Below are 26,770 nucleotides of genomic sequence, written 5' to 3' on the forward strand. Positions count from 1 at the left end.
TCCTATGCCCAGACAGCACGGAGACACCGCATGGCCAACCTCACCCTCACCACCTTCGATTGGGTTCCCGAGATGCCGCGGGGTTTCGTACGCGACCTTCGCGTGCGCTGGGCGCTCGAAGAGGCCGCGTTGCCCTATCGCGTCGCGAGCGTGCCGTTCGGCCCGCGGGACGCCACGCATTTCGCGCACCAGCCCTTCGGCCAGGTGCCGTGGCTGACCGATGGTGACCTCTCGATCTTCGAGAGCGGCGCGATCCTGCTGCATCTGGGTGAGCTCAGCGACAGGCTGATGCCCACCGATCCGCGCGGTCGCAGCGAGGCAAAGGAGTGGGTGTTCGCGGCGCTCAATTCGGTGGAGATGCCGGCCCTGCCCTGGACGATGTTCAAGTTCACCGGCAGTGACGATGGCTCGCCTGCCGTGAAATTCGTCGACGACTTCCTCAAGCTACGCCTCAAGCACATGGAGACCGTGCTGGCCGGCCGCGAATGGCTGGCGGGGTCTTTCTCCGTCGCCGACATCCTGATGTCGGACGTGCTGCGCGTCGTCGACAAGTTCGACGGCCTGGCGGACAGTCCTGCCTGCCGCGACTACGTCGCACGCGCCACGGGCCGTCCGGCGTTCGCAAAAGCCCACGCCGATCAGATGGCGCATTTCGTTGCGGCGGATGTCAAACGCAGGGCGGATTAGCGCAGGCGCAATCCGCCAGCGCATGTTTCAACAAAGATGGTGGGTTACGCCGCGCGAACTGCGCTTCGCGCAGTCGCGGGGCTAACCCACCCTACGAACTTCGCCTCACACCAATTTCAGCGGCGTGTCCTCAACCACGCGAAGATCGATCCTGCCGATCAGTTGCGCGCGAAGCGCCTCGGCAGCACCGATGGCGCTCTCGGTTTGCTGCAACGTGCTGATGTTCGAACCGAGCGACACGATCCCGCCCAGCACCAGGGCGATCGATCCGAGCGCCGCAATCAGACCTGTCCCGAACAACCCAAGGATCGTGATCAACAACAGCGCGCCGCCGCCGCCAATCGCGATCTTGGATGCCAGAATGTACTTCCGGCATCGCTCGGCGATCTCGGCCAGCCGCTCGATCCGCGCCTCAATGTCTGAAATCTCGTCGGTCGGATCGTCTTCGGTCATCAGCGACATGCGGCACTTGGGTTAAAAACCCGGATTTCGCTACGCTCCATCCGGGCTACTTGTCGTCACAACGGCAAATTGTCGTGCTTCTTCGCCGGCGTCTCCACCTTCTTGTCCTTCAGCATCGCCAGCGCCCGGGCGATCCGCTTGCGGGTCGAGTGCGGCATGATGACGTCGTCGATGTAGCCACGCTCGGCGGCGATGAAGGGGGACAGGAAGCGGTCTTCGTATTCCTTGGTGCGCGCGGCGATCTTGTCGGGGTCGCCGATGTCACTGCGGAAGATGATCTCGACCGCGCCCTTGGCGCCCATCACCGCGATCTGGGCGGTCGGCCAGGCGTAGTTCATGTCGGCGCCGATCTCCTTGGAGGCCATGACGTCGAAGGCGCCGCCATAGGCCTTGCGGGTGATAATGGTGACCAGCGGCACGGTGCACTGCGAATAGGCGAACAGCAGTTTCGCGCCGTGCTTGATCAGGCCGCCATATTCCTGCGCGGTGCCCGGCAGGAAGCCCGGCACGTCGACGAAGGTGACGATCGGGATGTTGAAGGCATCGCAAAAACGGACGAAGCGCGCGGCCTTGCGCGAAGCGTCGCTGTCGAGAACGCCGGCCAGCACCATCGGCTGGTTGGCGACGAAGCCGACGGTGCGGCCCGCAATGCGGCCAAAGCCGGTGACGATGTTCTTGGCGAAGGCATCCGCGACCTCGAAGAAGTCGCCCTCGTCCACGACCTTCAGGATCAATTCCTTCATGTCGTAGGGCTTGTTCGGATTGTCGGGGATCAGCGTATCCAGCGACATGTCGACACGGCCGATGTCGTCAAAACTCGGCCATTCCGGCACGCCGTCGGTGTTGTTGGACGGCAGGAAGTCGATCAGGCGCCGCATCTGGAGCAGCGTCTCGACGTCGTTCTCGAAGGCGCCGTCGGCGATCGAGGAGCGCGTGGCGTGCACCGAGGCACCGCCGAGCTCTTCCGCGGTGACGACCTCGTTGGTGACGGTCTTCACCACGTCGGGGCCGGTGACGAACATGTAGCTGGTGTTCTTCACCATGAAGATGAAGTCGGTCATGGCAGGTGAATAGACGTCGCCGCCGGCGCAGGGGCCCATGATGACGGAGATCTGCGGGATCACGCCGGAGGCGAGCACGTTGCGGCGGAACACATAGGAATAGCCGGCGAGCGCGGCGACGCCCTCCTGGATGCGGGCGCCGCCCGCGTCGTAGAGGCCGATGATGGGCGCCCTCGCCTTCATCGCCATGTCCTGGAGTTTCGTGATCTTCAGCGCGTGCGTTTCGGAGAGCGAGCCGCCGAACACCGTGAAGTCTTTCGCGAAGACAAAGGTCTTGCGACCGTTGACGGTGCCCCAGCCGGTGACGACGCCGTCGCCGGGGATCTTGTTCTTCTCCATGCCGAACTCGGTGGAGCGGTGCTCGACGAACATGTCGAACTCCTCGAACGATCCCTTGTCGAGCAGGAGCTCGATGCGCTCGCGCGCGGTCAGCTTGCCGCGGGCGTGCTGCGCTTCGATGCGCTTCTCCCCGCCGCCGAGCTTTGCGCCGGCGCGACGATCTTCAAGGGCGTCCAGGATATTCTTCATTTGCTCCCGCCAGTTCTTAGCCTAAATGCGATTGCCGGGGGTTCTAACACGGCATTTTGCGGGCCGGGAAGCCGCTTTCGGCGCCGCAGGGCTGCCTTGCCGCAGCGGGAAAGCGCAAGGAATTACAGAGTTTTGCCTGGGAGACGACAATGGATGAGGTAACGGCCGAGACGGGCGCGGCGACCGGCGGCGTCAAGATCCTCCTGCGGCTGGAAGGCTTGACCCTGTTCACGGGGATGGTGATGCTCTACGCCTCCTGGGGCGGCTCGTGGCTGGTGTTCGCCCTGCTCTTCTTCGTCCCCGATCTGAGCTTCCTGGCGTACCTGGCCGACGCCAGATTCGGGGCGCTGGTCTACAATGCCGCCCACAGCTACATGGCGCCGGTGGCGCTGCTGACGCTGGGCTTCGGCTTCGCCTCGCCGCTCACGCTGTCCATCGCCATGATCTGGCTCGCCCATATCGGCATCGACCGGGCGCTCGGCTATGGCCTGAAATATTCGGCCGGGTTCGGCTTCACCCATCTCGGGCGGATCGGCCGCCAGAAAGACGCCTGAGGGGATTGCCGTCGTTTTGTCGGCCCCCACCGGTTGACCGGGCCGGCCGATTCAGGCTTGCTCCCTTCACGATCAGGCGCCGAATGTTGCGTGAGCCCAGTCGGTACGGCGGCGGTCACCACGTCTGGCTGCAAGCATCACCCATGTCCGCCACGGTCGTCCCCCTGCCGCCGAACAGCCCGTCCGAAACCACCGACTTCCTGCGGCGGATGGCCAGCATGGTGTCGGGGCGCAACGGCGAGATGCTGCTGCGCGCGGCCGCGCTGATCGAATCGCTCAAGCACCGGGCGATGTCGGCCGAACGGCTGTTTAACGAGCAACAGGAAGAGAACAAGCGCCTTGTGGAGCTGCGCGAGACGACCGAGCTCGCCTCAAACGCCATGGTCAGCCAGATCGCGGCGCTGGGGACCCAGCTCGCCGAGGTGACCGCGGCCGCGGCGGCCGAGCGCGCCGCGTTCGACGCCGAGCGCGGCAAGCTGCTCGGCCTGATGCAGGATGCGGAAAGCCATATCGGCAAGCTCACCACCGAGCTCGAGACGTTGCGCGCCTCCGTCGACAGCTTCAACGAGACCGTGGTCTCGGTGCCGCTCGAGGTGCTGCGCCTGGCACGCACCCAGTTCGATGTCCTCTCCAACGGCTTTGCCCGCAAGGGCGACGTGATCTCGCAGGCGATGAGCGAGATCGGCGGCTTTGCGATCGACCAGGCGCTGACGGCGAAGAAGACGGCCGATAAGGCCTGAGGTCGTCGCGCATCAAATTGACAGCGCCCAGACCGGTTGTTCTATTAGGCCAAAATCATAGGGGGGAATCTGATGCCGACGGCAATTCGCGTCCCTGCGACACTCATGGCACTGTGCGTTTCGAGCCTGCTCGCCGACGCCAACGCGCAGTCGCTACCAAGGGAAGCCGCCCCCCGGACCGAGATCTTCCCGATCCCCTCGCTCACCCTCTCCGACCAGCAATTCCTCAGGGGCGATGCGGCGGCCGGCAAGCCGGTGACGGTCGCTGGCGAATTCCGCGTCGCCCAGGGCACCGGCAAACTTCCCGTCGTGGTGCTGATGCACGGCTCGAGCGGCGTCGGCGCCACGACCGAGGCCTGGGTGCATGCTTTCAACGCCATGGGCATCTCGACCTTCGTGATCGACGGTTTTACCGGCCGCGGGCTGACGGTGGTCGGGCCGAACCAGGCGCTGCTCGGCCGCCTCAATCTGATCGTCGACATCTACCGCTCACTGGAGATTCTTGCGAAGCATCCCCGCGTCGATCCCGACCGCATCGTGCTGATGGGCTTCTCGCGCGGCGGACAGGCGACGCTCTATGCGAGCCTCGAGCGCTTCAACAAGCTCTGGAACAAGTCCGGCGTGCAGTTCGCGGCTTACATTCCCTTCTATCCGGATTGCTCGACGACGTATCAGAGCGACAGCGACGTCGCCGCACGCCCGGTCCGGATCTTCCACGGCACGCCTGACGACTACAATCCCGTGACGAGCTGCAAGGCGTTCGTCGGACGGCTCAAGACGGCCGGGCGTGACGTGGTGCTGACGGAGTACCCCGACAGCGCGCACGGCTTCGACAGCGGCCTGCTCGGCGTCAACACCGTTGCGGTGTCGGCCAACGCGCAGACCGTGCGCAACTGCCATATCAAGGAGGGCGACGGCGGCATGCTGATGAACGGCGATACCAACGCGCCCTTCACCTACAAGGATGCCTGCGTCGAGCTCAACCCGCATGTCGGTGGCAACCCCGCGACCGCCGCGGAGTCGCGCAAGGCGGTGGAGGAATTTTTGCAAGCGCTGTTCAAGCTGGGCTAGGCGCTGGGAGGCTGCTCGGCCTTCATGGTTCGAGACGCGCCGCAAGCGGCGCTCCTCACCATGAGGGTCTGATATCTCGCCACGAAGCAAGACCTCATCCTGAGGAGCCCGCCAGAGGCGGGCGTCTCGAAGGATGGCCGCAACGAAGGCTGCTCGCCTAAGGGCTCGCCCGGCTTGAACGGCTCCTGCTTGTCCGGCGGCACCGTCTCTTCGGCCATCGCCAGCAGCATCGCAACCATCACGTAATTGCCAGACACCGCGGTGAGATCGACGATCTGCTGATCGCTAAACACCTTCTTCGCCCGCGTGTAGGTCTCGTCGGAAACTTTCTTGGTCGTGGTGATCTCGGTGACGAAGTCGTAGACCACGGCCTCGTCCTCGGCCATTTTCGACGGCCGCTTGTTGGCCTTCAACTCCGTGATGATATCAGGCGACAGGCCCGCCTTGGCCGCCAGCGGCGCGTGCGCGAACCATTCCACCTGCGAGCGCCACTGCCGCCCGATGATCAGGATCGCGAACTCGTTCAGCTTGGTCGGGACCGAGGTTTCCCAGCGCAGATAGTAGAACAGGTCGAACAGTCGCTGGCCGAGCACCGGGCTGCGGATCATCGGATTGTAGGGCCCGCCGATGCCGACGCTCGACACCTTCATGATCTGCTCGCCGAGCGGCTTCTGCTTGGCGTCGAGCTGGTCCATGGTGAGCTGCGGAAAGCGCGGCTCCTTGCTGGTGGCGGGTGCGGCAAACATCGTCGCGGCAAGCCATCCGCCGGCGGCGGCCAACGTGAGCGACGACAGCCAGAGTGGCGTTGAATTCATTTTATCCTCCCGACCTTTTCTTTTGTTTGGTCGGAAGGATGCTAGCAGGTTCGTACGCGCCAGCTAGATCGCGCCGATCTCGGCAAGGCAGGCTTGCGTCAACGGCATACGCTCGCCGACGAGACGCGGCTCCTTGCAATCCATGTTGAGCGCGAACACGGTGTGCGCCTCACCCTTCTCGGCCCAGCCGACCATCCAGCCGAGCGACGGCTCGCCGCGCTCGGCGCCGAGCAAGCCGGATTTGGCGCGGATGACGCTGTCGCCGACCTTGGTCACCGGCAGGATATCGGCGACGAGATCCTGGCTGCGCTTGCTGATCGGCAGCGCGCGGCGGCGCAGCCGGTCGACGAAATCGATCTGCTCGACCGGGTCGATGCGCAAATTCCCGGTGAGCCAGAACTGGTCGATGCCGCCGCCGATATCGCGATTGCCGTAGTCGAACATGTCGACATACTTTTGCATCCGCTCTTGCCCGATCCGGCGCGCGATCTCCTGATAGACCGGCACGGCGCTGACCGCGATGGCGCTGCGCATCGTGTGGTCCTTGTTCCACGCTTCGATCGGCCGCTTCACGCCGTCCCAGGGGAATACGTCCTTGTCGGGATCTGTGACCACGCCGGTCTCGAGCGCAATCAGCGAGTTCGGAATCTTGAAGGTCGAGGCCGGCAGCGTCGCTTCGCCCGAACGGTCCTTGTCGCTCGCGACGATCAGATAGTCCTCGACCTTGTAGCCGACGAAGGTGCCTGCCGTGCCAAGATCGGTGAAGCGCTTTGCGAGGCTGTCGCGAATCTCGTTGCGCGGCGGCGCGACGTGGCTGAACGCGCGCTGCGGCATGGTGGCGGCTGCGGCGAGAAGGCCGAGGGTGGAACGGCGGGTGAGCACGAGCAGTATCCGTTGAGCAATGAAGATGGCCGCGACCATGCAGCCGCTATCGTGGTGAAACGATGACAGGTTATTTCTTGAGCATGATCTTGTCGGAAAACCGCTGCACACTTTTCCGGATCATGCTCTACCGCCCCCGGCCCGACAGCCGCAGCACGAACACCAGCACTTCGGCGACGGCCTTGTAGAGATCGGGCGGGATCTCCTCTCCGAGCTCGACCTTGGACAGCGCGCCGGCCAAGATCTCGTTCTCTTCGATCGGGATGTCGTTGGCTTTGGCGATCTCGACGATCTTTTCGCCGATCGTGCCCTTGCCCTTGGCGACGACGACGGGCGCGTTGCTGCCCTTCTCGTAGTGCAGCGCAATTGCGAGCTTGGATGGATCGCTCATGTGGCGCGATCCAGGAAGTGGCCGGCGCGGGCCGGCGCCGGCTGCGGCGGCGTGCCGTCGCGCACCAGGATGTCGCCGGGCTTGAGCTCGGCGCGCGTCAGGGCCTGATTGAGCTCGCCGATGCCGGCGCGGAGCTGCTGCGCGGTCGCGGGCCGCTCCGCCCACATCCGCACAAAAGTCTTGTCGCCGTTGAGCGTGATCAGGGCATGCACGGGGCCGGCCGGCTCGACATTGAGCGTGAAGCGCGCGCGCCAGGCGCGCTTGGCGGGATCGGCGGATTCGTTGCCGCCGTCGCGCGAGATCTCGAACTGCGCCATCGCGGTGCCCTGCGGCGTTGCAAAGGGAATCTCGAAATTCCACTGCGGCACGGTCGGATCGATGCGATGGCCAGAGGCATCGGTGCGATCGGGCAGCGAGGCGACCTGCAACAAGGTCTGCCGCGCGATCGCGGCATCGGTGTCGTCGAGCAGGCGGTGCACCGTTGCGGAGAGCGGTGTATCCGGCGCGAGCGATGGCGAGGCGATCGCCTGCGGCGCCGGCAGCGCGCCGCGGAACGGCGGCGGTGTCGCGCGCGCCGCGGCCTCGAAGAGATGGCCATCCGGCACGGCCTTGTTGGAGCCCGGCACGTTGCCGATCATGCGCGGCAGGTTTTGCGTGACCTCTTGAAGGAGGGCCGCGGCAAGGCCGGCGGACATGGTTCGCGGCATCGCGGCCTGCGGAGCGCCGCCGGCGATGTCGGCGAGCACAGCGGCTGGGAGATTGGCGCTGCGCGGCATCTGCGGCTGTTGGGCCATATCGAGCTCGGTTGACGGCGATGCAGCCTGAGCCGGCACGGCGGCGACCTGCGGTTTCCCCGCCGTAGTGATCGCGGCGCCTTGCGCCTGTGGCGCGGCGGTCTCGAGCGTGGCCAATGTCTGGCGCAGCACCAGCAGCGCGGCCTTCAGGTCCGGCATTGTGCCGGAGGACGGCGTTGCGCCTGCGGCCAATGACGCCTCGAGAAACAGACCGGACTTCTGGAAGGCGGATTCGATATCGCCGCCGTCGAGGGCGGTGTTGAGCGGCGTCTGCTGCGCCAGCACGTCCAGCACCGCCTGCTTCAGTCCCGCCGGCAGATCGCTGCCGGTGACGACGGAGGCGAGATTGGCGAACAACGGCGCCTGGCTGCCCTGTTTCGTGACCGCCTCGGCCGAAGCCACGGTGACGGCGACCTGCTCCAACGGCGTCAGCGTGTTGCGCGCGGTGGTCGCAGATGGCGCGAGCGACGGGCTGTCCACGAGCGAAGCCGCCCGCGGCGTCAGCGTGATCTGGTCGGCCGTCGGCTCGCCTGCCCCGTTCATGATGGCGAGCCTGATGGTGCCGTCGTTCTGCGACACTGCGAGCTGGAGATTTTGCCCCGGTGTCAGCGACACCTCGGACATCACATCCATCGACAGATTGGCGATCGCGATCCGCACCAGATTGTCGGCCATCACGCTGACGACCCTTGCGTCCACGACGCTGCCGGCCTGGAGCACAAGATCGGGCGTCGCCGCATCAGCCACGGGGCTGGCGGCACTGACCGGAACGATCGAGCTTATCGGCGTTGGCATTTCAGGGGCCCAGGGAACGCTAGCCCCACCCTAAGGCCGCCCTCGTAAACCTCTCGTTAAGGACCTTTGTCCGCTTGCGGCTCTACGGCCGCCAGCACTGCCACAGCGGCCCCAAAATCCTTCAGACGGGCGGCGCGGCGGGCAGCCGCCTCCTCGTCCACGCCCCATTTCTCGGCGTTCCAGTCCTCGTCGACATGGGCGGCGGCCCAGACCTGGCCGGCATCGCGCACGCCATGGGCGAGCGCCAGCGCCAGCAGCGCAGAACCGGTCAGGGTCGTGACCACGTGGAGCGCCGCGACCGACCAGGGATCACCGGGGAGCGCGGCGCGGGCGGCCTGAACGGCCTCGTCCGGCTGCTTCACGTGCATGATGCCCTCGGACAGGATGAAATGCGCGCCCAGCGTCTCCGCGGCCCAGAACAGCACGGGGTCCCAATGCGCGGCCTCGCGGGCGACCAGCCCTTCGGGGTGGCCGGCGCGATAGAACAGCAGGTCGGTCTCGAAGTATTTCGCAAGGTCCTCGCTGACGAGCTCGACGCGATCGATGACACCCTCGACGACGCTGTTGGCGATCCGCGTCAGCGGCATCGTCACGGGATCGATCGTCTCGCCCTGAGCCGCCCATTCCGCGGCCACGGCATCGGCCAGCGCGCGCGACGGGATCACCACCTGGCGGGCCGATGGCGTCCGGATCGGCCTGCCGTCCAGCGTGATGGCGAAGCCGCCCTCGGCCTCGGCCAGGCCCGCCTCCTTGTAGAAGCGCTTGCGCCGCGGCGTACGCGCGGCCTGGCGCACCGCCTCCTGCGGATCGAGCGGGGACCGCCCCGCAACCTCATCGAACAATTCGCGCATCTCGTTTCGGCCTCGGTCTCTGGATGCTAGGCTTGTAAGCCAAGACCGGCGGCTGATAAAGCGAGCGGCAAGGCATGAGGGAACTTGCGGGCATTGCGGCCCTTCTCGCCGGGCTCTGGCCGGCCGCGGCGGACGCCGGTTTCCGCAGCCCGGAATCGCTGGTCCGCAATGTCTACGCGCATTACGGCGATGGCGCGCAGGAACTGTCAAAGGGCCTGCCGCGCGATGCCGCCTCCGCCCGGCAGTTCTTCGACCCCAGCCTGCGCAGGGCCTGGAGCGCGCCGAGGGTCGAGCCCTACGACTTCCTGGTGCAGAGCCCGAACTGGAAGCTCGGCCCGGTCGCGATCGCGGTCGTTCGCAGGCAATACGACAAGACCTATGTCGCGGCGAATTTCGACAATCGCGGGCGAAAGGTCACGCTAAACTTCGTCCTGGTCAACGGACCCGAAGGCTGGCTGATCACGGATGTCGAGAGCCCGCACGACTCCTTGCGGATGTTTCTGGAGCAGTTTCGGAAGTGAGGGGGCCAGTCGCCACTGCCTCAACACCGTCATTGCGAGCGCAGCGAAGCAATCCAGACTGTATCCGCAGAAGCATTCTGGATTGCTTCGTCACTTCGCTCCTCGCAATGACGGGGCTGGTAGCGAGGCCCCAATCCCTACTCTTCCGGCGCGTTCTCGATCGGATCGAACCGGCTCGCATCGAGCCCGAGCAGATTCCACGACTGCTGCATGTGCGGCGGCAATGGCGCGGTGGCGTCGATCACGCCGCCGCGCGGATGTGGAATAACGATGCGGCGCGCGAGCAGATGCAGCCGGTTTTGCAGTCCGCCCGGCAGCTGCCAGTTCTCGATATTGAAATATTTGGGATCGCCGACGATCGGGTGGCCGATATGCTCCATGTGGGCGCGCAGCTGATGGGTGCGGCCCGTCACGGGCTTGAGCGACACCCAGGTCAGCTTGTTGCCGGCGGTCTCGACCACCGCATAATACGTCACCGCGTGGCTCGCGCCCTCGTCGCCATGCTGGGCGATGCGCATGATGGTGTCGTCCTCGCTCTCCTCCTTCGCGAGGAAGGTCGAGATGCGGCCCTGCTTCGGCTTCGGCAGGCCCGGCACCAAAGCCCAATAGGTTTTGCGCGCCGACCGCGAGCGGAAGGCGCCGGTCAGATGCGAGGCGGCAAATCGCGTCTTGGCGATCAGCAGGCAGCCCGAGGTCTCCCGGTCGATGCGGTGCACGAGGCGCGGCTTCTGGCCCTTGGAATCGCGCATCACCTCCAGCATCTGGTCGATGTGCCGTGTCATGCCCGAGCCACCCTGCACGGCGAGGCCGAGAGGCTTGTTCAGGACGAGGACGTCGTCGTCCTCGTAGATCGTCATCTCTTTGAGCGCCTGAAGCGTCTTTTGGGCACCTTCCGACAGCTCGCCGACGGCCTTCGGCGTGTCGAGCTTCAGCGGCGGGATACGGACGCTCTGGCCCTCCTCCAGCCGATCCTTGCTGTCGACACGCTTGCCGTCGACGCGCAGCTCGCCTTTGCGGACGACGCGCTGGATGTGGGAGAACGACAGGCCGGGAAAGCGCGCTTCCAGGAAACGATCGACGCGCATGTTGTTTTCATCAGCCGTCACCTTGACGGTCTGCACCTTCGTCGGCAGCAGCGCCTCGACGGGCTTTGCCGGCGCAGGCGCTTCGGGCGCAGCCTTGGGCGGCCGCCGCTCGGCACGCTCCGCCGCAAAGCGCGGCGGCTTCGCACCCGGCTTGCCACCCAGCCGTGGTCCCGCCTTCTTCACAGTGCGCGCCTTGAACGGACGCGAATCGTCGCGCTCGTCACGCGAGCGGGGCTTTGGGTTCATTCTCTTGATGCGGCGGCTCATGGTTGCCTGCGTACCCTAAAAGCCGGCTCCCGTCACGGCGAAATGGCCGTTTCTAGCGCGAGCCTCCCCGCTCCTTCCGCAGCTTGGCCCAGTAATCCAGCCGCTTGCGGATCTCGCGCTCAAAACCGCGCTCGGGCGGGTCGTAGAAGGTCTGGCGGCCCAGGGCTTCCGGAAAGTAGTCCTGGCCGGAGAAGGCGTCGGGGGCGTCGTGGTCGTATTCGTAGGCCGCGCCGTAGCCTTCGGACTTCATCAGCTTGGTCGGGGAATTGAGGATGTGCTTTGGCGGTAGCAGCGAGCCGGCCTGTTTTGCGACCTGCATCGCGGCCTTGAAAGCCGTGTAGACGGCATTCGATTTCGGCGCGGTGGCGAGATAGACGACGGCTTGCGCGATCGCGAGCTCGCCCTCGGGATGGCCGAGGAAGTCGAAGGCGTCCTTGGCCGCGTTGGCAATGACGAGCGCCTGCGGATCGGCAAGGCCGATGTCCTCGACCGCCATGCGCACGACGCGGCGGGCCAGGAACAGCGGGTCCTCGCCGGCATCGAGCATGCGCGCGAGGTAATACAGCGCGGCGTCGGGATCGGAGCCCCGCACCGACTTATGCAGCGCCGAGATCAGGTTGTAGTGGCCGTCGGCCGACTTGTCGTAGATCGGAGCGCGGCGCTGCAGGATCTCCTGCAACTGCGCCGCGTTGAAAATCTCGTCCGCCCGCGCTGAGCGCCAGACCTCCTCGACAAGCGTCAGCGATGCCCGGCCGTCGCCGTCGGCCATGCGCACCAGCACGGCGCGCGCCTCGTCATCGAGCGGCAGCTTGCGGCCCTCGACCTCCTCAGCATGCGCGAACAGTTTTTCGATCGCGGCGGCATCGAGCGAGCGAAACACCAACACGCGCGCACGCGAGAGCAACGCCGCGTTGAGCTCGAAGGACGGGTTTTCGGTGGTCGCGCCGACCATCACGACGGTGCCGTCTTCCATAACGGGCAGAAACGAATCCTGCTGCGCGCGATTGAAGCGATGCACCTCGTCGACGAACAGCAGCGTGCCCTTGCCCATCTCGCGGCGGGCGCGCGCGGCATCGAACGCCTTCTTCAGATCGGCGACGCCGGAGAACACCGCGGAGATCTGCTCGAAATGCAGATCGGTCGCATCCGCCAGCAGCCGCGCCACCGTGGTCTTGCCGGTGCCGGGCGGGCCCCAGAACACCAGCGAGCCGAGCGTGCGCGTCTCCAGCATGCGCGTCAGCGCACCGTCGGGACCGAGGATATGGTCCTGGCCAACGACCTCCGACAGCGCACGCGGGCGCAGCCGGTCCGGCAGCGGATGCGGAGCCTCGTGGTCGAGCCCCGCCGCGGCAAAGAGAGTTGGCGTCTCCTGTGGGCGCTTCGGGCTCATCCGCCCAGCGTGACGTTGATCTGCTGGCCACCGCGCACCAGCGTGATGCGCCAGATCCGCGGCCGTTCGCCCGCCGCCTTTTCGAGGTCGCCGGTCTTGCTGATCTTCTGGTTGTTGACGGCGAGGATGATGTCGCCCTTCTGGAAGCCGACACTCGCAGCCGCGCTGTCGCCGCCGAGATCGGTGATCACGACGCCTTCGGTGTCGGCGTCCAGATGCAGTTCGTCGGCAACCGCCGGCGTGATGGACGAGACCTTCGCGCCCTGGAACGGCGAGCGCGCGGTGACGACGAGTTCGTTGCGGCCGGAGTCGGGTGCGGTCTCGAGCGCGATCGTGACCTTGAGCGGCTTGCCGCCGCGCTGCACGTCGATCTGCGCGGTGCCGCCGAGCGGACGCGTGGCGAAACGGTAATCGAAGGCGTTGGGATCATCCACGGTCTGGCCGTCGATCCCGGTGATGAGATCGGAGGATTTCAAGCCGGCCTTGGCCGCGGGGCCGGTCGAGACCACGCTTGCGACCAGCGCACCGGTCGGCGAACGCAGGCCGAGGCTCTCGGCGATCTCGGGCGTCACCGCCTGCAATTTTGCCCCTAACCACGGCCGCTTCACCGCCTTGCCGCCGCTCTTGGCGGAGGCGACGACGACGCGCACCATGTTGGCGGGAATCGCAAAGCCGATGCCTTGCGAGCCGCCGGACCGCGAATAGATCGCGGTATTGATGCCGGCGAGCTTTCCGCTCATATCGACCAGCGCGCCGCCGGAATTGCCGGGATTAATGGCCGCATCGGTCTGGATGAAGAACTGGTAGTCGGTGATGCCGACCTGGGTGCGCGCGAGCGCCGAGATGATGCCGTGGGTCACGGTCTGGCCGACGCCGAAGGGATTGCCGATCGCGAGCACGATGTCGCCAACCAGCAGTTCGTCGGAATTGGTGAAGTCGAGGGTCGGAAACTTCTCCTTGGTGTCCTTCAGGCGCAGCACGGCGAGATCGGTGCGCGGATCCTTCAGCAGGATCTCGGCCTCGAATTCCCGCTTGTCCGACAGCGATACTTTCACCTGGTCCGCGCCCTCGATGACGTGGACGTTGGTGACGACGAGGCCGGAGGCATCGACGATGACACCGGAGCCGAGCGAGCGCTGCATCTGCTCGGGCTGCTGGCCCGGCACGCCGAAGAAGCGGCGGAAGATCGGGTCGTCCAACAGCGGGTTGCGGTTCTGCACCACCTTGGCCGCGTAGACGTTGACGACGGCCGGCTGCACCCGCTGCACGATCGGCGCATAGGACAGCCGCAGTTCGGCGGGCGAGGACGGGACACGGCGGTCCTGCGCGGCGGCCGGATTGAGGTGGGCTGAAAACGCTATGCACAATGCCGTGATGACGGCGGTCCGGGTCGATCGAAACATTCCTACCTCTCGGAAAAGACGCCGGAATATAGGCGCGTTCGCCCGCCAATAGAAGGGCGCCAGGGGGCATTATTCAGCCGCCTTTCCGGTGTGTCCGCCTTGCAAGTCCCGCATGCGAAATGACAATTTACCTGGGCGGTGGATTGGCATGATGCGCGTCATCCACCATTGTGGTGTCGAGCGGATTCGGTTGCGGCGAATTGGCATCAGTGGGAACCGCGCAACCGGGCGCAGCGTCGCGGGGCAGTCATCGATCATACCTAGGCTCTCCCGTTGCGACTTGGGGAAGTTCGTCAAACGATGGAGTCATGATGTGAGCAGGACAAGACTTGCGGCCACCGCGATTGGTCTCGCCGGTGCGCTGGCGGCCTCGCAGGCCCAGGCCCAAACGGCAAGCAGCAGCGATCAGGAGATCGCTCTGCTGAAGCAGCAATTGAAGATGCTGGAGCAGAAGCTCGACAAGCTCCAGAGCCAGACCGCCGCCAACACGGCGGCCACGGCGAAGGCCAAAGTCGAAGCAAAGGCAGAGGCCAAGGCCGAAGCGCGCTCGGAGGCGAAGGCGGTCGTGGCCAATGCTAACGCGGCGATCCCGCTCAAGGGACCGGCGCCCGCGTCCGGCGCCGTCGTGACGATGCCGAACAACCGGCCGACCATCTGCACCGCCGATGGGGCAAACTGCGTCGCGATCACCGGTCGCGTGCACTACGATATGGGCGGCTATGACTATCGTCCCAACACGGCGGCAACTGTGCCGCAAAAGCTGGACAGCGGCGAAAACGTGCGTCGCGCGCGCATCGGTGTTGTCGGCAAATTCCTCGAAGACTGGAATTTCGCGCTGATCTACGATTTCGGCGGCTCCTCCGACGGCTTTGGCGGCACGGGCGCCGCCGGCGCGACCCCTGTCGGCTTCCTGCCGGGCGGAGGCACCTCCGGCATCGAGAATGCTTGGGTGAGCTACACGGGGCTGAAGCCGTTCGGCGGCAAGATGGCAATCGAAGCCGGCATCATGGACCTTGCCTGGACCCTGGATGAATCCACGAGTTCCAACGACATTGCCTTCATGGAACGCGCCTCGGTCGGCATCATCGCGCAAAATATCGCCGCCGGCGACTTCCGTTCCGCCGCCGGTGCCCGCTGGTACAATGACGTGTTCTGGGCCGGCGCTTACGTGACCGGCCCGACCTCGGGTGCCATTCACTCGGCCTCGAGCGTGTCACCTCCCGGGACCAGCGAGCAATACGGCGCGACCGCCCGCGTTGCGGGTCAGGTCGTGAGTGGCAACGACTACTCGGTGCATCTCGGCGCCGACGCGGAATGGCTGATCCAGCCGCCGCGCAATCTGCTCGCGAACACGCAAACGCTCACGCTCAGCGATCGTCCCGAGCTGCGCATCGATCCCACGACGCTGATCTCGACCGGAGCGATTGCAAATGTGTCGGGCGCGCAGGTCTATGGCGTGGAAGCCGCGGCCACCTATGGACCGCTCTGGGTCCAGGGCGAATACTACTGGTTCAACATCGATCGCGGTGCGAACACCGCGGTGGCGCCCATCGGTACGTCGAGCCTGAAATTCCAGGGCGGCTACGCACAGGCGGCCTATGTCCTGACCGGTGAATCGCGCAAGTACAATCCGAGCAACGCGGCCTATGGCGGCGTCAAGCCGAACAATCCGTTCTCGATCAACGGCGGCGGCTGGGGTGCCTGGGAGATCGCCGGTCGCTACTCGACCATAGATCTGAACGATCAGTTGGCGACCGCCGCCGGCATCGCCGGCGGGCGGCAAACCGTCTACACGCTGGCGCTCAACTGGTACGTCAACGGCAATGTGCGCTTCATGCTCGACTACCTGCATGGCACGGTATCGAAGCAGGCCTCGCCGGTCTCGACAGCCGATGTCGGCTCGAAGTTCGATGCGGTCGCGTTGCGCACGCAGTTTGCGTTCTGATGCTATCTCTTCCGGGAGCGGCACAGTCCGCTCCCGGAGAGTTACACTGCGCGCTTCGGCTTCTTGACCGGCTCCGCTTCGGGCGGCGGCGCGCATGACAGCCGTTGCTGATGGCTTTCGCCCCAGGCCTTCAGGATGTCGATCACCGGCCGCAGGCTCTCGCCGAGCTCGGAGAGGCAATATTCCACGCGTGGCGGCACTTCGGCATAGACCTTGCGGATGACGAGCTTGTCCTCCTCCAGCGCGCGAAGCTGCTTTGTCAGCATGCGCTGGGTGATGCCGGGCATCCGGCGGCGCAGTTCGCCGAAGCGCTGGGTGCCGTCCTGGAGGTGGTAGAGGATCACGCCCTTCCACTTGCCGTCGATCAGGTCCAGCGTCGCCTCGACCGAGCAGCCGGGACGCCGGGTAAAATCTCGCCGCTTCATGCGTGTTTTCCCAATAGTATCCAAACAGGGACTATATCCCCGAATTTACAGTACTTGCCAAATTGGGGCTAGCGGGACAGTTAGCGGGCCAGGCGCACATCACAAGCTACGCGCCATTTGATGGAGACAAGCCATGAAGGCCGTCGGCTACAAAAAATCGCTTCCGATCGAGGATCAGGACGCGCTGATCGATTTCGAGACCGCAAAGCCCGAGCCCAAGGGGCGCGATATCCGCGTCGCCGTGAAGGCAATCTCGGCGAACCCGGTCGATTACAAGGTACGCAAGCGTGCCGTCCCGCCCGAGGGCGAGACGAAGATCCTGGGCTATGACGCGGCCGGCGTCGTCGATGCCGTGGGTTCCGACGTCACGCTGTTCAAGCCGGGCGACGAGGTGTTTTACGCCGGCTCGATCCTGCGCCAGGGCACCAATTCCGAATTCCACCTGGTCGACGAGCGCATCGTCGGCAACAAGCCGAAGTCGCTCTCGTTCGCGCAGGCCGCAGCCCTCCCCCTCACCTCCATCACCGCCTGGGAATTGCTGTTCGACCGGCTCGGCGCCGTGCCCGGCAAGAGCGTCGATCCGCGCACGCTGCTGATCACGGGCGGCGCCGGCGGCGTCGGCTCGATCCTGATCCAGCTTGCGCGCCGCCTCACGGGCCTCACGGTGCTCGCGACGGCGACGCGGCCGGAGTCGCAAAAATGGTGCCTCGATCTCGGCGCGCATGCGGTGATCGACCACGGCAAGCCGATGAAGGAGCAGATCGAGAGCTTGAGGCTGCCGCCGGTCGCGCTGGTGGCGAGCCTTACCTTCACCGACCAGCACTACAAGGCGATCGCCGAGTTCATGGCGCCGCAGGGTCGGTTCGGCCTGATCGACGATCCGCCGGAGTTCGCCGTGAGCACCTTCAAGGGCAAGGCGATCTCGGTGCACTGGGAATCGATGTTCACGCGCTCCTCTTTCCAGACGCCCGACATGATCGCGCAGCATCATCTGCTCAACGACGTCTCTGACCTCATCGACAAGGGCGTGCTGCGCACCACGCTCGACCAGACCTTTGGCACGATCAACGCGGCCAACCTCAAGCGCGCGCATGCGTTGCTCGAAAGCGGCAAGTCGCGCGGCAAGATCGTGCTGGAGGGGTGGTAGGTGCTTACGGCTTCGTAGGGTGGGCAAAGGCGCACTTGCGCCGTGCCCACCATCTCGCAACGGGCGCGACAAAAGTGGTGGGCACGCTTCCGCCTTCGCTCTTCGAGCTACGGCGGACAAGTCGCTTTGCCCACCCTACGGTGCCACGCTTCCGGTGCCACGCTTTCGCGCAACCTCAGGCAATCGTGTTGACGATCCCGCCTTCCGCGCGCAGCGCCGCACCGTTGGTCGCGGACGCTTCCTTCGACGCGACATAGACCACCATGTTGGCGATTTCGTCGACGCTGGCGAAGCGCTGGATCAGCGAGCTCGGGCGGTGCTGCTTGACGAAATTGGCCGCGGCCTCATCCACCGACTGCCCATTCTGCTTGGCGAGATCCTTCACGAAGGTCTCGACGCCTTCCGACATGGTCGGACCCGGCAGCACGGAATTGACGGTGACCCCGGTGCCGCGGGTGAGCTGCGCGAGGCCGCGGGCGACCGAGAGCTGGGCCGTCTTGCTCATGCCGTAATGGATCATCTCGACGGGAATGTTGAGCCCGGACTCCGATGAGATGAAGACGATGCGGCCCCAGTTGCGCTTGAGCATGCCCTTCATATAGGCCCGCGAGAGCCGCACGCCGCTCATGACGTTGACCTCGAAGAAGCGGCTCCAGTCCTCGTCGGGGATCTCGAAGAAGTCTTTTGGCTCGAAGATGCCGGCGTTGTTGATGAGGATGTCGACCTCCGGCAGCGCCGAGACGAGCGCCTTGCAGCCCGCTGCGGTCGAGACGTCGGCGGCGATGCCGCGGACCTTAAGGCCCGCCCCTTCCAGCTTGCGCACGGCGGCATCGACCTTGTCCTGGCCGCGACCGTTGATGACCACGCTCGCGCCGGACGCGGCGAGACCTTTTGCGATGGCGTGGCCGATGCCGGCGGTGGAGCCGGTCACGAGGGCGGTCTTTCCGGAAAGGTCGATCTTCATGAAGCATCTCCATTGTTGCTGAAGCGGATATCGTGTCCAGCGCACGCCGCTTCAATCGCCACAACTGCGAAATCGTAGGGTGCGCGGCTTGCCCGCCGTAGGGCGAAGAGCAAAGGCGGAAGCGCGCCTACCATTTCGACACGAGTTGAAAGCGGAATGGTGGGCACGGCGCGCGAAGAGCGCACCTTTGCCCACCCTGCGGCACTATTGCCGCGGCGGTAGCGTCCTGAGAAACGCGACGATGGCATCGAGGTCCTGCGCCGTCATGCTGGCATAGGCAGCATAGGCCATCGGCGGCTTGAGCTTGTGGCCGTCGCGCGCGATGCCTTGCGTAATCGCACGTTTGATTTCGTCGTCGCTCCAGCCGCCCAGGCCGACCGCGGGATCCGCGGTGATATTCGGGGAGATGGATTCGCCCCACGGCCCCTTGAACGTCCGGCCACCCTTGCCGCTCGCACCCGCGAAGTCATGCACGGCGGACGGGCCCTCCGGCGTGTGGCACTCCAGGCAATGGGCGATCGTCAGGAGATAGCGGCCGCGCGCGAGCTTGTCGGAGAGATCGGCCTCGGTCGCCTGCTTGCCGGCATAGGTCGGCGCTTCCGGCTTCAGCGCGATCCTGTATTCCGGCGCCGGGGTTTCGTGGCGCACTGCGGGTACTGAGCGCAGGTAAGCGGTAAGCGCATCGAGATCCCGGACCGTGAGCACCGTGTAGAATGCGGTCGGCATGATTGGCGCGACCTTGGTCCCGTTCGGCCTGTGACCGCTGACCAGAAACCGCTTCAGCTCGGCATCGCTCCGGTTGCCGATGCCGGTGTCCTTGTCCGGCGTGATGTTGGAGCCGGTGACCTTGAAGGCAGGCTCATCGAAGACCTGGCTGCCGCCCGCGAGCACGCGCGAGAGATCGAGGCCCTGCGGCCCGCGCGGCGTGTGGCAGTTGTGGCAGACCATCACGCTGTTGACGAGATAGGCACCGCGCTCGACCAGCGTCTCGCCGGAGGCCGGCGACATCAACAGCGCCAGCGCGATCCCAAGCACAATCCTCATCGACAGCCCCCCGGCCGGAATCGCGTTCACCAGACGATGCGCGGCATGAGATATCGCCGCGCCATACAAAAAAGCGGCGCCCAGGGGCGCCGCTTTCTGAAAACTGAGGTACCGGCCGGCTTACGCCGCCTCGGCTTCCTTCTCCTGCACCGGACCGGAGTCCTGGCCCTTGGCATCGACGTCGCGGTCGACGAACTCGATCACGGCCATCGCGGCGTTGTCGCCATAGCGGAAGCCGGCCTTGATGATGCGGGTGTAGCCGCCCTGACGGTCCTTGTAGCGGGGCGCCAGCACGTCGAACAGCTTCTTGACCTGATCCTTGTCGCGCATCTCGGAGATCGCCTGGCGACGCATGGACAGGCCGCCCTTCTTGCCGAGGGTGACGAGCTTCTCGACGATCGGACGGAGCTCCTTGGCCTTGGGCAGCGTGGTGACGATCTGCTCGTGCTTGATCAGCGCGGCGCACATATTGGCGAACATCGCGCGGCGATGCTCGGCCGTGCGGTTGAGCTTCCGATGAACCTTGCCGTGACGCATGTAACTATTCCTTAGTTTGAAACTGCCGCGACGGTTCGTCGGACATGTTGCTCAGGTGGGCTGCCTGCGTTCGCCCGCGAAAGCGCGTTGCGCTTTCGCTTTCTTGTTTGAGCATGATCCTTATCGGAAAACCGCTTCGCACTTTTCCGGGATCATGCTGCGCTCAGTAGTGATCCTCGAAGCGCTTGGCGAGCTCGTCGATGTTCTCCGGCGGCCAGCCCGGCACTTCCATGCCGAGGTGCAGACCCATCTGGGCCAGCACTTCCTTGATCTCGTTCAGCGACTTGCGGCCGAAGTTCGGGGTGCGGAGCATTTCCGCTTCGCTCTTCTGCACGAGGTCGCCGATGTAGACGATGTTGTCGTTCTTCAAGCAGTTGGCCGAACGCACCGACAGCTCGAGCTCGTCCACCTTCTTGAGGAAGGCCGGGTTGAAGGCGAGGTCCGGGATGATCTCCTGGGCGACTTCCTTGCGCGGCTCTTCGAAGTTGACGAACACGTTGAGCTGATCCTGCAGGATGCGGGCGGCATAAGCCACCGAGTCATCCGGCGTCAGCGCGCCGTTGGTCTCGATCGTCATGGTCAGCTTGTCGTAGTCGAGGATCTGGCCCTCACGGGTGTTCTCGACCTTGTAGGAGACCTTGCGGACCGGCGAGTACAGGCTGTCGACCGGGATCAGTCCGATCGGCGCGTCCTCGGGACGGTTGCGCTCGGCGGGCACGTAGCCCTTGCCGGTGGCGACCGTGAACTCCATGCGGATCTCGGCGCCCTCGTCGAGCGTGCAGATCTGGAGGTCCGGGTTGAGCACGACCACGTCGCCCACGGTCTGGATGTCGCCGGCGGTGACGACGCCCGGGCCCTGCTTCTTCACGACCATGCGCTTGGGGCCTTCGCCCTGCATCTTAATCGAGATGTCCTTGATGTTGAGCACGATGTCGGTGACGTCTTCACGGACGCCAGCGATCGAGGAGAACTCGTGCAGCACGCCGTCGATGTGCACCGACTGCACCGCCGCGCCCTGGAGCGAGGAGAGCAGGATACGGCGCAGCGCGTTGCCGAGCGTCTGGCCGAAGCCGCGCTCGAGCGGTTCGGCAACGATGGTCGCGAAACGGGTCGAATCGCTGCCGGGCTGGATCTGGAGCTTGTTCGGCCGAATCAGTTCTTGCCAATTTTTCTGGATCGTCACTGTTTCACCCATACAGGCCAGTCAAACTGCTAGTGCAGACACTGGCGTTGGAGAAAGGCCGCGGATCATTCGCGCGGCTTTGCAAAAAGTCATTGCGGGCGACCAATGCGCCCGCAACTTGGTATCAAACGCGCCGACGCTTGCGGGGACGGCAACCGTTGTGCGGGATCGTGGTCACGTCGCGGATCGAGGTGACGGTGAAGCCCGCGGCCTGAAGCGCACGGAGCGCCGACTCGCGGCCCGAACCGGGACCAGCGACTTCGACTTCGAGCGTGCGCATGCCGTGCTCTTGCGCCTTCTTCGACACGTCCTCGGCGGCAACCTGCGCGGCGTACGGGGTCGACTTGCGCGAACCCTTGAAGCCCATCGTGCCGGCGGAGGACCAGGCAATCGTGTTGCCCTGCGCGTCGGTGATGGTGATGGTCGTGTTGTTGAACGACGAGTTGACGTGCGCGACGCCGGAGGCGATGTTCTTGCGCTCACGACGACGAACGCGGGTGGCTTCCTTGCCCATAGAGTACCTTTCCTGAAGATCTCAAACGCCGCCGTAATGCCAGCGGCTACACCTGTGGAACGAAAGGCGTGTGGCGAACGGGTCTCCCCTTTCGCCACACGCCGCGATTGGATTCGAAAACTTACTTCTTCTTGCCGGCGATGGCCTTGGCCGGACCCTTGCGCGTACGCGCATTGGTGTGGGTACGCTGGCCGCGCACCGGCAGGCCACGACGATGACGCAGGCCGCGATAGCAGCCGAGGTCCATCAGACGCTTGATGTTGATGCCGACCTCACGACGCAGATCGCCCTCGACGAGATAGTCGCGGTCGATCACTTCGCGGATCTGGAGCACTTCGGCATCGCTGAGCTGGTTGACGCGACGATCCTCGGGGATCTTCACCTTCTCCAGGATCTCACCAGCGATCTTCTGGCCGATGCCATGGATGTACTGGAGCGCGATCAGCACGCGCTTGTTGGTCGGAATGTTCACGCCGGCAATACGGGCCACGGCCTTCTCTCCTGTTGCCGATCCCTCGTCAGGAATCAGGCTTTAAGTGCTTGGTTTCTCGGGCAGGTGTTCACAAACGCGAACACGACGCCCACCCCTGGTCTTCCTGGGGCCCGGCATCGTTTGAAACTATCCGACTTGGATGCGGGGCTTATTAGGGGATTCAGGGGGCTTTCGTCAACCGCTGCTAGCGCTTAGCTCGCTTTTTCGTGACCTTTTTTGCGGCCTTTTTGGCACCTTTTTTGACAGCCTTCTTGGCGGTCGTTTTAGCGGCCTTTTTGACCGTTTTCTTGGCCGCTTTCTTGGCCGCCTTCTTGGTGCCCTTTGCGGCCTTCTTGGCGGCCTTTTTAGCGGATTTGGCAGCCTTTTTGGCCGTTTTCGCCGGCTTTTTGTCTACCTTGGCCTTCTTGGTACCCTTCTTGGCAGGCCCCGACTTGGCCGCGCTGCGCGCTTGGGCCTTGCCGTGCGTCTTGGGTTCGACCGCCCCGAGGGCCAGGAGCTGGCGATGAATCGCGCGGGTGACCTCGTCGATGGCCATCATGCCGTCGATGGTCGAGAGCTTCCGCCGCTCGGAATAGTAGTGAATCAGCGGTTCCGTCTGGCTGCGGTAGCTGGCGAGTCGCTTGGTCAGGACCTCCGGGGTGTCGTCGACCCGGACCTCCTCCCCGCGCTCCCGCATCTGGGCGACCCGGGTCTCGACGCGGCTCAGGAGTGCGCTCTCGTTGACGCGGAGCTCGACCACGGCGTCGAGCTTGAGATGCTTGTGCTTGAGCAGCTCATCCAGCGCCTCGGCCTGCGGCACGGTGCGCGGGAAGCCGTCGAGGATGAAACCGTTCTTGGCGTCCGGCTGGTCGATGCGGTCGGAGATGATTCCCACCACGATCTCGTCGGGCACGAGGCCGCCGCTGGCCATGATCTCCTTGGCCTTCAGCCCGACCGGCGTTCCGGCCGCAACGGCCGCGCGCAGCATCTCTCCGGTCGAGAGCTGGACGATGCCATAGCGCTGCACCAGCAGTTGCGCCTGGGTCCCCTTGCCCGACCCCGGCGGTCCCAGAAGTATAATTCTCATCGGCGTACGCCCCCCGGATTGGTGAGCGATACGTCGCGCACCTGTGTTTGAAGTCCAATGACAGTGCAAATCATAATCGGCGCCGCACCGCTACCCATATCATAGGGGAGCAAATGCCAGGACGCCAAGAAGGCCTTTGAAATCAGTGATTGCGTCGCAGGGAGAGCAGCTCTGCCGATGTCTTGGAATGGCTGACTGGTCGCCTCGGCGGGCGCCGCGCGTTGCTCGCGCGGCGAATCGGCGGCGCTGTCGCGCCGCCCTCGGCGAACCCCGCGCTTAGCGGCGGCGGCCGCGCAGCTTCGACTTCCGGATCAGGCCCTCATACTGATGCGCCAGCAGATAGCCCTGCACCTGCGCCACCGTGTCCATGGTGACGCTGACGACGATCAGCAGCGAGGTGCCGCCGAAGTAGAACGGCACCGAGGCGTAGGAGATCAGGATTTCCGGGATCAAGCAGACGATCGCCAGATAAATCGCGCCGAGCACGGTGATGCGCGACAGCACGTAGTCGATATATTCCGCGGTGCGCTCGCCCGGACGGATGCCCGGAATGAAGCCGCCATGCTTCTTCAGATTGTCCGCGGTCTCGGTCGGGTTGAACACGATCGCGGTGTAGAAGAACGCGAAGAACACGATCAGCGCGAGATACATGATCAGGAACAGCGGACGGCCGTGGCCGAGCTGGGTCGTGATCCACTGGAACCATTCCGGCCCGCTGCCGGCGTTGAAGTTGGCAACCGTGGTCGGCAGCAGCAGCAGCGAGGACGCGAAGATCGGCGGGATCACGCCCGAGGTGTTGAGCTTGAGCGGCAGATGCGAGGACTGGCCCTCGAACATCTTGTTGCCGACCTGGCGCTTCGGATACTGGATCAGCAGCCGGCGCTGGGCGCGCTCCATGAACACGATGAAGGCGATCACGGCGACCGCCATGATGATGACGACCAGGATCAGGCCGGTCGACATCGCACCCTGACGGCCGAGCTCGAGCATGTTGGCGAGCGCCGCGGGCAGCTCGGCGACGATGCCGGCGAGAATGATCAGCGAGATGCCGTTGCCGATGCCGCGCGAGGTGATCTGCTCACCCAGCCACATCAGGAACATGGTGCCGCCGGTCAGCGTGATCGCCGTGGACAGACGGAAGAACATGCCGGGGTCGCTGACGACGTTGCCGGCGCCTTCGAGGCCCACCGCGATGCCGTAAGACTGGAACGCGGCCAGAATCACCGTGAGATAGCGGGTGTACTGATTCAGCAGCTTGCGGCCGGACTCACCTTCCTTCTTCAGCGCCTCGAGCTGCGGCGAGACGGTGGTGAGGAGCTGGATGATGATCGAGGCCGAGATATACGGCATGATGTTCAGCGCGAAGATCGCCATGCGGTGGATACCGCCGCCGGCGAACATGTTGAACATGCCGAGGATGCCGCCCGCCTGGGAGCGGAACACCTGTTCCCAGATGTTGGGATCGATGCCGGGAAGCGGGATGTAGGTCCCGAGCCGATAAACGAGCAGCGCACCCAGGGTGAACCAGATGCGCTTCTTCAGTTCGTCAGCCTTGGCAAACGCACCGAAATTGAGATTGGCTGCCAGTTGTTCCGCTGCAGAGGCCATCTTGGACTTTCTCCCGCCGCCTATTGCGCCGTCATGCCCGCGGCCGGGCTACTCTAGCGGACGCCGGACATTATCTGGGGCTCGGCTTCGATAAGTCCACGTCCCACACGCGTAAAGGCCCGCGAGCCGCGGGCCAATGACGCAGTTGTTACGCCGCCTCGCCTTCTTCCTTGGCAGGGGCGAGGATCTTCACCGAGCCGCCGGCCTTCTCGACCGCGGCGATCGCGGTCTTCGTGGCGCCGTGCACTTCGATGTTGAGCTTCGACTTGAGCTCGCCGCGGCCGAGCAGTCGCACGCCGGCCTTGGCGCGGCGCAGCACGCCGCCCTTCACCAGGGCCTCGACGTTCACGACGCTGCCGGCGTCGATCTTCTTGGCATCGACCGCTTCCTGGAGCCGGTCGAGATTGATCTCGGCGAACTCGACGCGGAAGATGTTGTTGAAGCCGCGCTTGGGCAGACGGCGATGCATCGGCATCTGGCCGCCTTCGAAACCCTTGATGCGCACGCCCGAACGCGCGGTCTGGCCCTTGCCACCGCGGCCGGACTGCTTGCCTTTGCCCGAACCAATGCCACGGCCGACGCGCATACGCTTCTTGCGCGAGCCGGCGTTGTCGGCGATATCGCTGAGCTTCATCGCCCTGCTCCTTGTTTCTTGCGCATGATCGTCACCGAAAACGGGTGCCCGCTTTTCGGGATCCTGCGCCTTTGCTTACTTCTCGTCGACGATGCGAACGAGATGGTGAACCTTCTCGATCATGCCACGAACCGCCGGGGTGTCCGGCAGTTCGCTGGTGCGGCCGATCTTGTTGAGCTTGAGTCCGATCAGCGTCGAACGCTGCGAGTGATGGCGGCGGATCGCGCTGCCGGTCTGCTCGAGCTTGATCGTCTTTGCTGCCTTGGCCATGGGAGTCTACTCCGAAAAGCTTCCGTTAGTCGGCAGCCGCCTCGGCGTCACCGCCGATACGGCGGGACTGGAGGGTGGACACCTTGATATTGCGGCGGGCTGCGACCGAACGCGGCGAATCCTGATGCTTCAGCGCGTCGAAGGTTGCGCGAACCATGTTGTAGGGGTTCGACGAGCCGATCGACTTCGCGACCACGTCCTGGACGCCGAGCGTCTCGAACACGGCGCGCATCGGGCCGCCGGCGATGATGCCGGTACCGGCCGGAGCAGCACGCAGGTAGACACGGCCCGCGCCATGACGGCCGGCGATGTCGTGATGCAGCGTACGGCCCTCGCGCAGCGACACGCGGGTCAGGTTGCGCTTGGCTGATTCAGTCGCCTTGCGGATCGCCTCAGGCACCTCGCGCGCCTTGCCGTGACCGAAGCCGGCGCGGCCCTTCTGGTCGCCGATCACGACGAGCGCTGCGAAACCGAAGCGCTTGCCGCCCTTGACGACCTTTGCCACGCGATTGATGTGGACGAGCTTGTCGACGAACTCGCTGTCGCGCTCCTCCCGGCGTTCACGTCCGCCGCCGCCGCGTTGATCGCGTCCACCACGTTGTTCGCGTTCTGCCATTTTTCCAATCCTTCAGAGGCTTGCGCC

General features: G+C 64.9%; 28 protein-coding genes and 1 pseudogene. 7 read left to right on the top strand and 22 right to left on the bottom strand.

The genetic code is table 11. The features are described 5' to 3' along the window. Positions 1 to 30: 30 nt before the first annotated feature. On the top strand, positions 31 to 687 hold the full coding sequence (locus CT676_RS16490; protein ID WP_135214962.1) for a glutathione S-transferase family protein: 657 nt from the start codon (positions 31 to 33) through the stop codon (positions 685 to 687). A gap of 105 nt (positions 688 to 792) precedes the next feature. On the opposite strand, the gene CT676_RS16495 is transcribed toward CT676_RS16490, so the two are convergent. Beyond that, a complete protein-coding gene (locus CT676_RS16495) occupies positions 793 to 1,140 on the bottom strand; it encodes a hypothetical protein (protein WP_135214987.1) in 348 nt (115 codons plus the stop codon). Between the two features lie 65 nt (positions 1,141 to 1,205). After that, positions 1,206 to 2,738: an acyl-CoA carboxylase subunit beta gene (locus CT676_RS16500; RefSeq protein WP_135214963.1), complete on the bottom strand. Its 1,533-nt coding sequence runs from the start codon at positions 2,736 to 2,738 to the stop codon at positions 1,206 to 1,208. A gap of 149 nt (positions 2,739 to 2,887) precedes the next feature. On the opposite strand from CT676_RS16500, the gene CT676_RS16505 reads away from it, so the two are divergent. The 3 genes from CT676_RS16505 to CT676_RS16515 all read left to right on the top strand — a co-directional run bounded on the left by CT676_RS16505 (position 2,888) and on the right by CT676_RS16515 (position 5,103). After that, positions 2,888 to 3,292 carry a DUF4260 domain-containing protein gene (locus tag CT676_RS16505; protein ID WP_085405473.1) on the top strand — a complete coding sequence of 135 codons (405 nt, stop codon included), beginning with the start codon at positions 2,888 to 2,890 and terminating at the stop codon, positions 3,290 to 3,292. 143 nt (positions 3,293 to 3,435) lie between these two features. Beyond that, positions 3,436 to 4,032, top strand: coding sequence for a hypothetical protein (locus CT676_RS16510; RefSeq protein ID WP_135214964.1), 597 nt, complete (start codon positions 3,436 to 3,438; stop codon positions 4,030 to 4,032). A 72-nt stretch (positions 4,033 to 4,104) separates the two neighbouring features. Beyond that, on the top strand, positions 4,105 to 5,103 hold the full coding sequence (locus CT676_RS16515; RefSeq protein WP_135214965.1) for a dienelactone hydrolase family protein: 999 nt from the start codon (positions 4,105 to 4,107) through the stop codon (positions 5,101 to 5,103). Positions 5,104 to 5,264: 161 nt separating this feature from the next. Here CT676_RS16515 and CT676_RS16520 read toward each other — a convergent pair. The 5 genes and pseudogenes from CT676_RS16520 to CT676_RS16540 form a co-directional block, all read right to left on the bottom strand. Continuing rightward, positions 5,265 to 5,918, bottom strand: a pseudogene (locus tag CT676_RS16520) (carboxymuconolactone decarboxylase family protein); the annotation flags it as partial. 63 nt (positions 5,919 to 5,981) lie between these two features. Then, positions 5,982 to 6,800 (bottom strand): class D beta-lactamase, encoded by an 819-nt coding sequence (gene blaOXA / locus CT676_RS16525; RefSeq protein WP_135214988.1) that lies wholly within the window; start codon positions 6,798 to 6,800, stop codon positions 5,982 to 5,984. Positions 6,801 to 6,927: 127 nt separating this feature from the next. Next, positions 6,928 to 7,191: an EscU/YscU/HrcU family type III secretion system export apparatus switch protein gene (locus CT676_RS16530; RefSeq protein WP_028151179.1), complete on the bottom strand. Its 264-nt coding sequence runs from the start codon at positions 7,189 to 7,191 to the stop codon at positions 6,928 to 6,930. Then, a complete protein-coding gene (locus CT676_RS16535; protein ID WP_167768066.1) occupies positions 7,188 to 8,780 on the bottom strand; it encodes a flagellar hook-length control protein FliK in 1,593 nt (530 codons plus the stop codon). The genes CT676_RS16530 and CT676_RS16535 overlap by 4 nt, the downstream gene beginning before the upstream one ends. 56 nt (positions 8,781 to 8,836) lie before the next feature. After that, positions 8,837 to 9,631, bottom strand: a complete 795-nt coding sequence (locus tag CT676_RS16540) for an ATP12 family protein (RefSeq protein ID WP_135214966.1) — start codon at positions 9,629 to 9,631, stop codon at positions 8,837 to 8,839. A 74-nt stretch (positions 9,632 to 9,705) separates the two neighbouring features. Between CT676_RS16540 and CT676_RS16545 the strand changes: the two genes are divergently transcribed. Next, on the top strand, positions 9,706 to 10,152 hold the full coding sequence (locus CT676_RS16545; protein WP_135214967.1) for a hypothetical protein: 447 nt from the start codon (positions 9,706 to 9,708) through the stop codon (positions 10,150 to 10,152). A gap of 137 nt (positions 10,153 to 10,289) precedes the next feature. Here CT676_RS16545 and CT676_RS16550 read toward each other — a convergent pair whose 3' ends face one another. Genes CT676_RS16550 through CT676_RS16560 form a run of 3 tightly spaced genes read right to left on the bottom strand, consistent with a single transcriptional unit; the run spans position 10,290 to position 14,297 of the window. Next, complete coding sequence (locus CT676_RS16550; protein WP_135214968.1) at positions 10,290 to 11,504, bottom strand: RluA family pseudouridine synthase; 1,215 nt, start codon at positions 11,502 to 11,504, stop codon at positions 10,290 to 10,292. Positions 11,505 to 11,556: 52 nt separating this feature from the next. Next, positions 11,557 to 12,894 (bottom strand): replication-associated recombination protein A, encoded by a 1,338-nt coding sequence (locus tag CT676_RS16555; RefSeq protein WP_028151184.1) that lies wholly within the window; start codon positions 12,892 to 12,894, stop codon positions 11,557 to 11,559. Beyond that, positions 12,891 to 14,297: a DegQ family serine endoprotease gene (locus CT676_RS16560; RefSeq protein ID WP_167768067.1), complete on the bottom strand. Its 1,407-nt coding sequence runs from the start codon at positions 14,295 to 14,297 to the stop codon at positions 12,891 to 12,893. Before CT676_RS16560 ends, CT676_RS16555 begins: the two co-directional genes overlap by 4 nt. Before the next feature lie 313 nt (positions 14,298 to 14,610). Between CT676_RS16560 and CT676_RS16565 the strand changes: the two genes are divergently transcribed. Next, positions 14,611 to 16,242 (top strand): OprO/OprP family phosphate-selective porin, encoded by a 1,632-nt coding sequence (locus tag CT676_RS16565; RefSeq protein ID WP_167768068.1) that lies wholly within the window; start codon positions 14,611 to 14,613, stop codon positions 16,240 to 16,242. Between the two features lie 41 nt (positions 16,243 to 16,283). Here the strand turns inward: CT676_RS16565 and CT676_RS16570 are convergent, their stop codons facing one another. Further along, positions 16,284 to 16,667 carry a helix-turn-helix domain-containing protein gene (locus tag CT676_RS16570; protein ID WP_135214970.1) on the bottom strand — a complete coding sequence of 128 codons (384 nt, stop codon included), beginning with the start codon at positions 16,665 to 16,667 and terminating at the stop codon, positions 16,284 to 16,286. A 133-nt stretch (positions 16,668 to 16,800) separates the two neighbouring features. On the opposite strand from CT676_RS16570, the gene CT676_RS16575 reads away from it, so the two are divergent. Further along, positions 16,801 to 17,814 carry a zinc-binding alcohol dehydrogenase family protein gene (locus CT676_RS16575; RefSeq protein WP_135214971.1) on the top strand — a complete coding sequence of 338 codons (1,014 nt, stop codon included), beginning with the start codon at positions 16,801 to 16,803 and terminating at the stop codon, positions 17,812 to 17,814. Positions 17,815 to 17,989: 175 nt separating this feature from the next. Here the strand turns inward: CT676_RS16575 and CT676_RS16580 are convergent, their stop codons facing one another. From CT676_RS16580 to rpsE, 11 genes are all read right to left on the bottom strand, one after another. Then, entirely contained in the window at positions 17,990 to 18,778 is a 789-nt protein-coding gene (locus CT676_RS16580) for an SDR family oxidoreductase (RefSeq protein ID WP_135214972.1), read from the bottom strand. Positions 18,779 to 18,982: 204 nt separating this feature from the next. Next, positions 18,983 to 19,822: a c-type cytochrome gene (locus CT676_RS16585; protein ID WP_135214973.1), complete on the bottom strand. Its 840-nt coding sequence runs from the start codon at positions 19,820 to 19,822 to the stop codon at positions 18,983 to 18,985. Positions 19,823 to 19,942: 120 nt separating this feature from the next. Beyond that, the gene (rplQ, locus tag CT676_RS16590; RefSeq protein ID WP_014494513.1) at positions 19,943 to 20,359 is read right to left on the bottom strand and encodes a 50S ribosomal protein L17; all 417 of its coding nucleotides are present in this window, start codon (positions 20,357 to 20,359) and stop codon (positions 19,943 to 19,945) included. Positions 20,360 to 20,522: 163 nt separating this feature from the next. Next, entirely contained in the window at positions 20,523 to 21,554 is a 1,032-nt protein-coding gene (locus CT676_RS16595; protein WP_038942308.1) for a DNA-directed RNA polymerase subunit alpha, read from the bottom strand. Positions 21,555 to 21,666: 112 nt separating this feature from the next. Further along, positions 21,667 to 22,056 carry a 30S ribosomal protein S11 gene (gene rpsK, locus CT676_RS16600; protein ID WP_007603045.1) on the bottom strand — a complete coding sequence of 130 codons (390 nt, stop codon included), beginning with the start codon at positions 22,054 to 22,056 and terminating at the stop codon, positions 21,667 to 21,669. A gap of 121 nt (positions 22,057 to 22,177) precedes the next feature. Further along, positions 22,178 to 22,546 carry a 30S ribosomal protein S13 gene (gene rpsM / locus CT676_RS16605; protein WP_014494511.1) on the bottom strand — a complete coding sequence of 123 codons (369 nt, stop codon included), beginning with the start codon at positions 22,544 to 22,546 and terminating at the stop codon, positions 22,178 to 22,180. A 187-nt stretch (positions 22,547 to 22,733) separates the two neighbouring features. Next, on the bottom strand, positions 22,734 to 23,615 hold the full coding sequence (locus CT676_RS16610; protein WP_063982588.1) for an adenylate kinase: 882 nt from the start codon (positions 23,613 to 23,615) through the stop codon (positions 22,734 to 22,736). A 276-nt stretch (positions 23,616 to 23,891) separates the two neighbouring features. Then, positions 23,892 to 25,223: a preprotein translocase subunit SecY gene (gene secY, locus CT676_RS16615; RefSeq protein WP_028152980.1), complete on the bottom strand. Its 1,332-nt coding sequence runs from the start codon at positions 25,221 to 25,223 to the stop codon at positions 23,892 to 23,894. A 148-nt stretch (positions 25,224 to 25,371) separates the two neighbouring features. After that, positions 25,372 to 25,857, bottom strand: coding sequence for a 50S ribosomal protein L15 (gene rplO / locus CT676_RS16620; protein ID WP_014494508.1), 486 nt, complete (start codon positions 25,855 to 25,857; stop codon positions 25,372 to 25,374). Positions 25,858 to 25,932: 75 nt separating this feature from the next. Beyond that, a complete protein-coding gene (rpmD, locus tag CT676_RS16625) occupies positions 25,933 to 26,127 on the bottom strand; it encodes a 50S ribosomal protein L30 (RefSeq protein WP_011088137.1) in 195 nt (64 codons plus the stop codon). Between the two features lie 25 nt (positions 26,128 to 26,152). Next, positions 26,153 to 26,743 carry a 30S ribosomal protein S5 gene (gene rpsE, locus CT676_RS16630; protein ID WP_028152981.1) on the bottom strand — a complete coding sequence of 197 codons (591 nt, stop codon included), beginning with the start codon at positions 26,741 to 26,743 and terminating at the stop codon, positions 26,153 to 26,155. Between the last annotated feature and the right edge of the window lie 27 nt (positions 26,744 to 26,770).

Source organism: Bradyrhizobium sp. MOS001 (assembly GCF_004634465.1).
Classification (GTDB): Bacteria; Pseudomonadota; Alphaproteobacteria; order Rhizobiales; family Xanthobacteraceae; genus Bradyrhizobium; species Bradyrhizobium barranii.

Excerpts from the sequence above, each read along its gene's own strand:
- CT676_RS16515 (WP_135214965.1), top strand. The coding sequence starts at position 4,105 with ATGCCGACGGCAATTCGCGTCCCTGCGACACTCATGGCACTGTGCGTT.
- CT676_RS16505 (WP_085405473.1), top strand. The coding sequence starts at position 2,888 with ATGGATGAGGTAACGGCCGAGACGGGCGCGGCGACCGGCGGCGTCAAG.
- secY (WP_028152980.1), bottom strand. The coding sequence starts at position 25,223 with ATGGCCTCTGCAGCGGAACAACTGGCAGCCAATCTCAATTTCGGTGCG.
- CT676_RS16595 (WP_038942308.1), bottom strand. The coding sequence starts at position 21,554 with ATGGGTGAAACAGTGACGATCCAGAAAAATTGGCAAGAACTGATTCGG.
- CT676_RS16575 (WP_135214971.1), top strand. The coding sequence starts at position 16,801 with ATGAAGGCCGTCGGCTACAAAAAATCGCTTCCGATCGAGGATCAGGAC.
- rpsK (WP_007603045.1), bottom strand. The coding sequence starts at position 22,056 with ATGGGCAAGGAAGCCACCCGCGTTCGTCGTCGTGAGCGCAAGAACATC.
- rplO (WP_014494508.1), bottom strand. The coding sequence starts at position 25,857 with ATGAAGCTCAGCGATATCGCCGACAACGCCGGCTCGCGCAAGAAGCGT.
- rpmD (WP_011088137.1), bottom strand. The coding sequence starts at position 26,127 with ATGGCCAAGGCAGCAAAGACGATCAAGCTCGAGCAGACCGGCAGCGCG.
- CT676_RS16550 (WP_135214968.1), bottom strand. The coding sequence starts at position 11,504 with ATGAGCCGCCGCATCAAGAGAATGAACCCAAAGCCCCGCTCGCGTGAC.
- rpsE (WP_028152981.1), bottom strand. The coding sequence starts at position 26,743 with ATGGCAGAACGCGAACAACGTGGTGGACGCGATCAACGCGGCGGCGGC.
- CT676_RS16495 (WP_135214987.1), bottom strand. The coding sequence starts at position 1,140 with ATGACCGAAGACGATCCGACCGACGAGATTTCAGACATTGAGGCGCGG.
- CT676_RS16510 (WP_135214964.1), top strand. The coding sequence starts at position 3,436 with ATGTCCGCCACGGTCGTCCCCCTGCCGCCGAACAGCCCGTCCGAAACC.
- CT676_RS16570 (WP_135214970.1), bottom strand. The coding sequence starts at position 16,667 with ATGAAGCGGCGAGATTTTACCCGGCGTCCCGGCTGCTCGGTCGAGGCG.
- CT676_RS16490 (WP_135214962.1), top strand. The coding sequence starts at position 31 with ATGGCCAACCTCACCCTCACCACCTTCGATTGGGTTCCCGAGATGCCG.
- CT676_RS16585 (WP_135214973.1), bottom strand. The coding sequence starts at position 19,822 with ATGAGGATTGTGCTTGGGATCGCGCTGGCGCTGTTGATGTCGCCGGCC.
- CT676_RS16530 (WP_028151179.1), bottom strand. The coding sequence starts at position 7,191 with ATGAGCGATCCATCCAAGCTCGCAATTGCGCTGCACTACGAGAAGGGC.
- CT676_RS16560 (WP_167768067.1), bottom strand. The coding sequence starts at position 14,297 with ATGTTTCGATCGACCCGGACCGCCGTCATCACGGCATTGTGCATAGCG.
- CT676_RS16500 (WP_135214963.1), bottom strand. The coding sequence starts at position 2,738 with ATGAAGAATATCCTGGACGCCCTTGAAGATCGTCGCGCCGGCGCAAAG.
- CT676_RS16555 (WP_028151184.1), bottom strand. The coding sequence starts at position 12,894 with ATGAGCCCGAAGCGCCCACAGGAGACGCCAACTCTCTTTGCCGCGGCG.
- CT676_RS16545 (WP_135214967.1), top strand. The coding sequence starts at position 9,706 with ATGAGGGAACTTGCGGGCATTGCGGCCCTTCTCGCCGGGCTCTGGCCG.
- CT676_RS16540 (WP_135214966.1), bottom strand. The coding sequence starts at position 9,631 with ATGCGCGAATTGTTCGATGAGGTTGCGGGGCGGTCCCCGCTCGATCCG.
- rplQ (WP_014494513.1), bottom strand. The coding sequence starts at position 20,359 with ATGCGTCACGGCAAGGTTCATCGGAAGCTCAACCGCACGGCCGAGCAT.
- CT676_RS16610 (WP_063982588.1), bottom strand. The coding sequence starts at position 23,615 with ATGAGAATTATACTTCTGGGACCGCCGGGGTCGGGCAAGGGGACCCAG.
- CT676_RS16535 (WP_167768066.1), bottom strand. The coding sequence starts at position 8,780 with ATGCCAACGCCGATAAGCTCGATCGTTCCGGTCAGTGCCGCCAGCCCC.
- CT676_RS16580 (WP_135214972.1), bottom strand. The coding sequence starts at position 18,778 with ATGAAGATCGACCTTTCCGGAAAGACCGCCCTCGTGACCGGCTCCACC.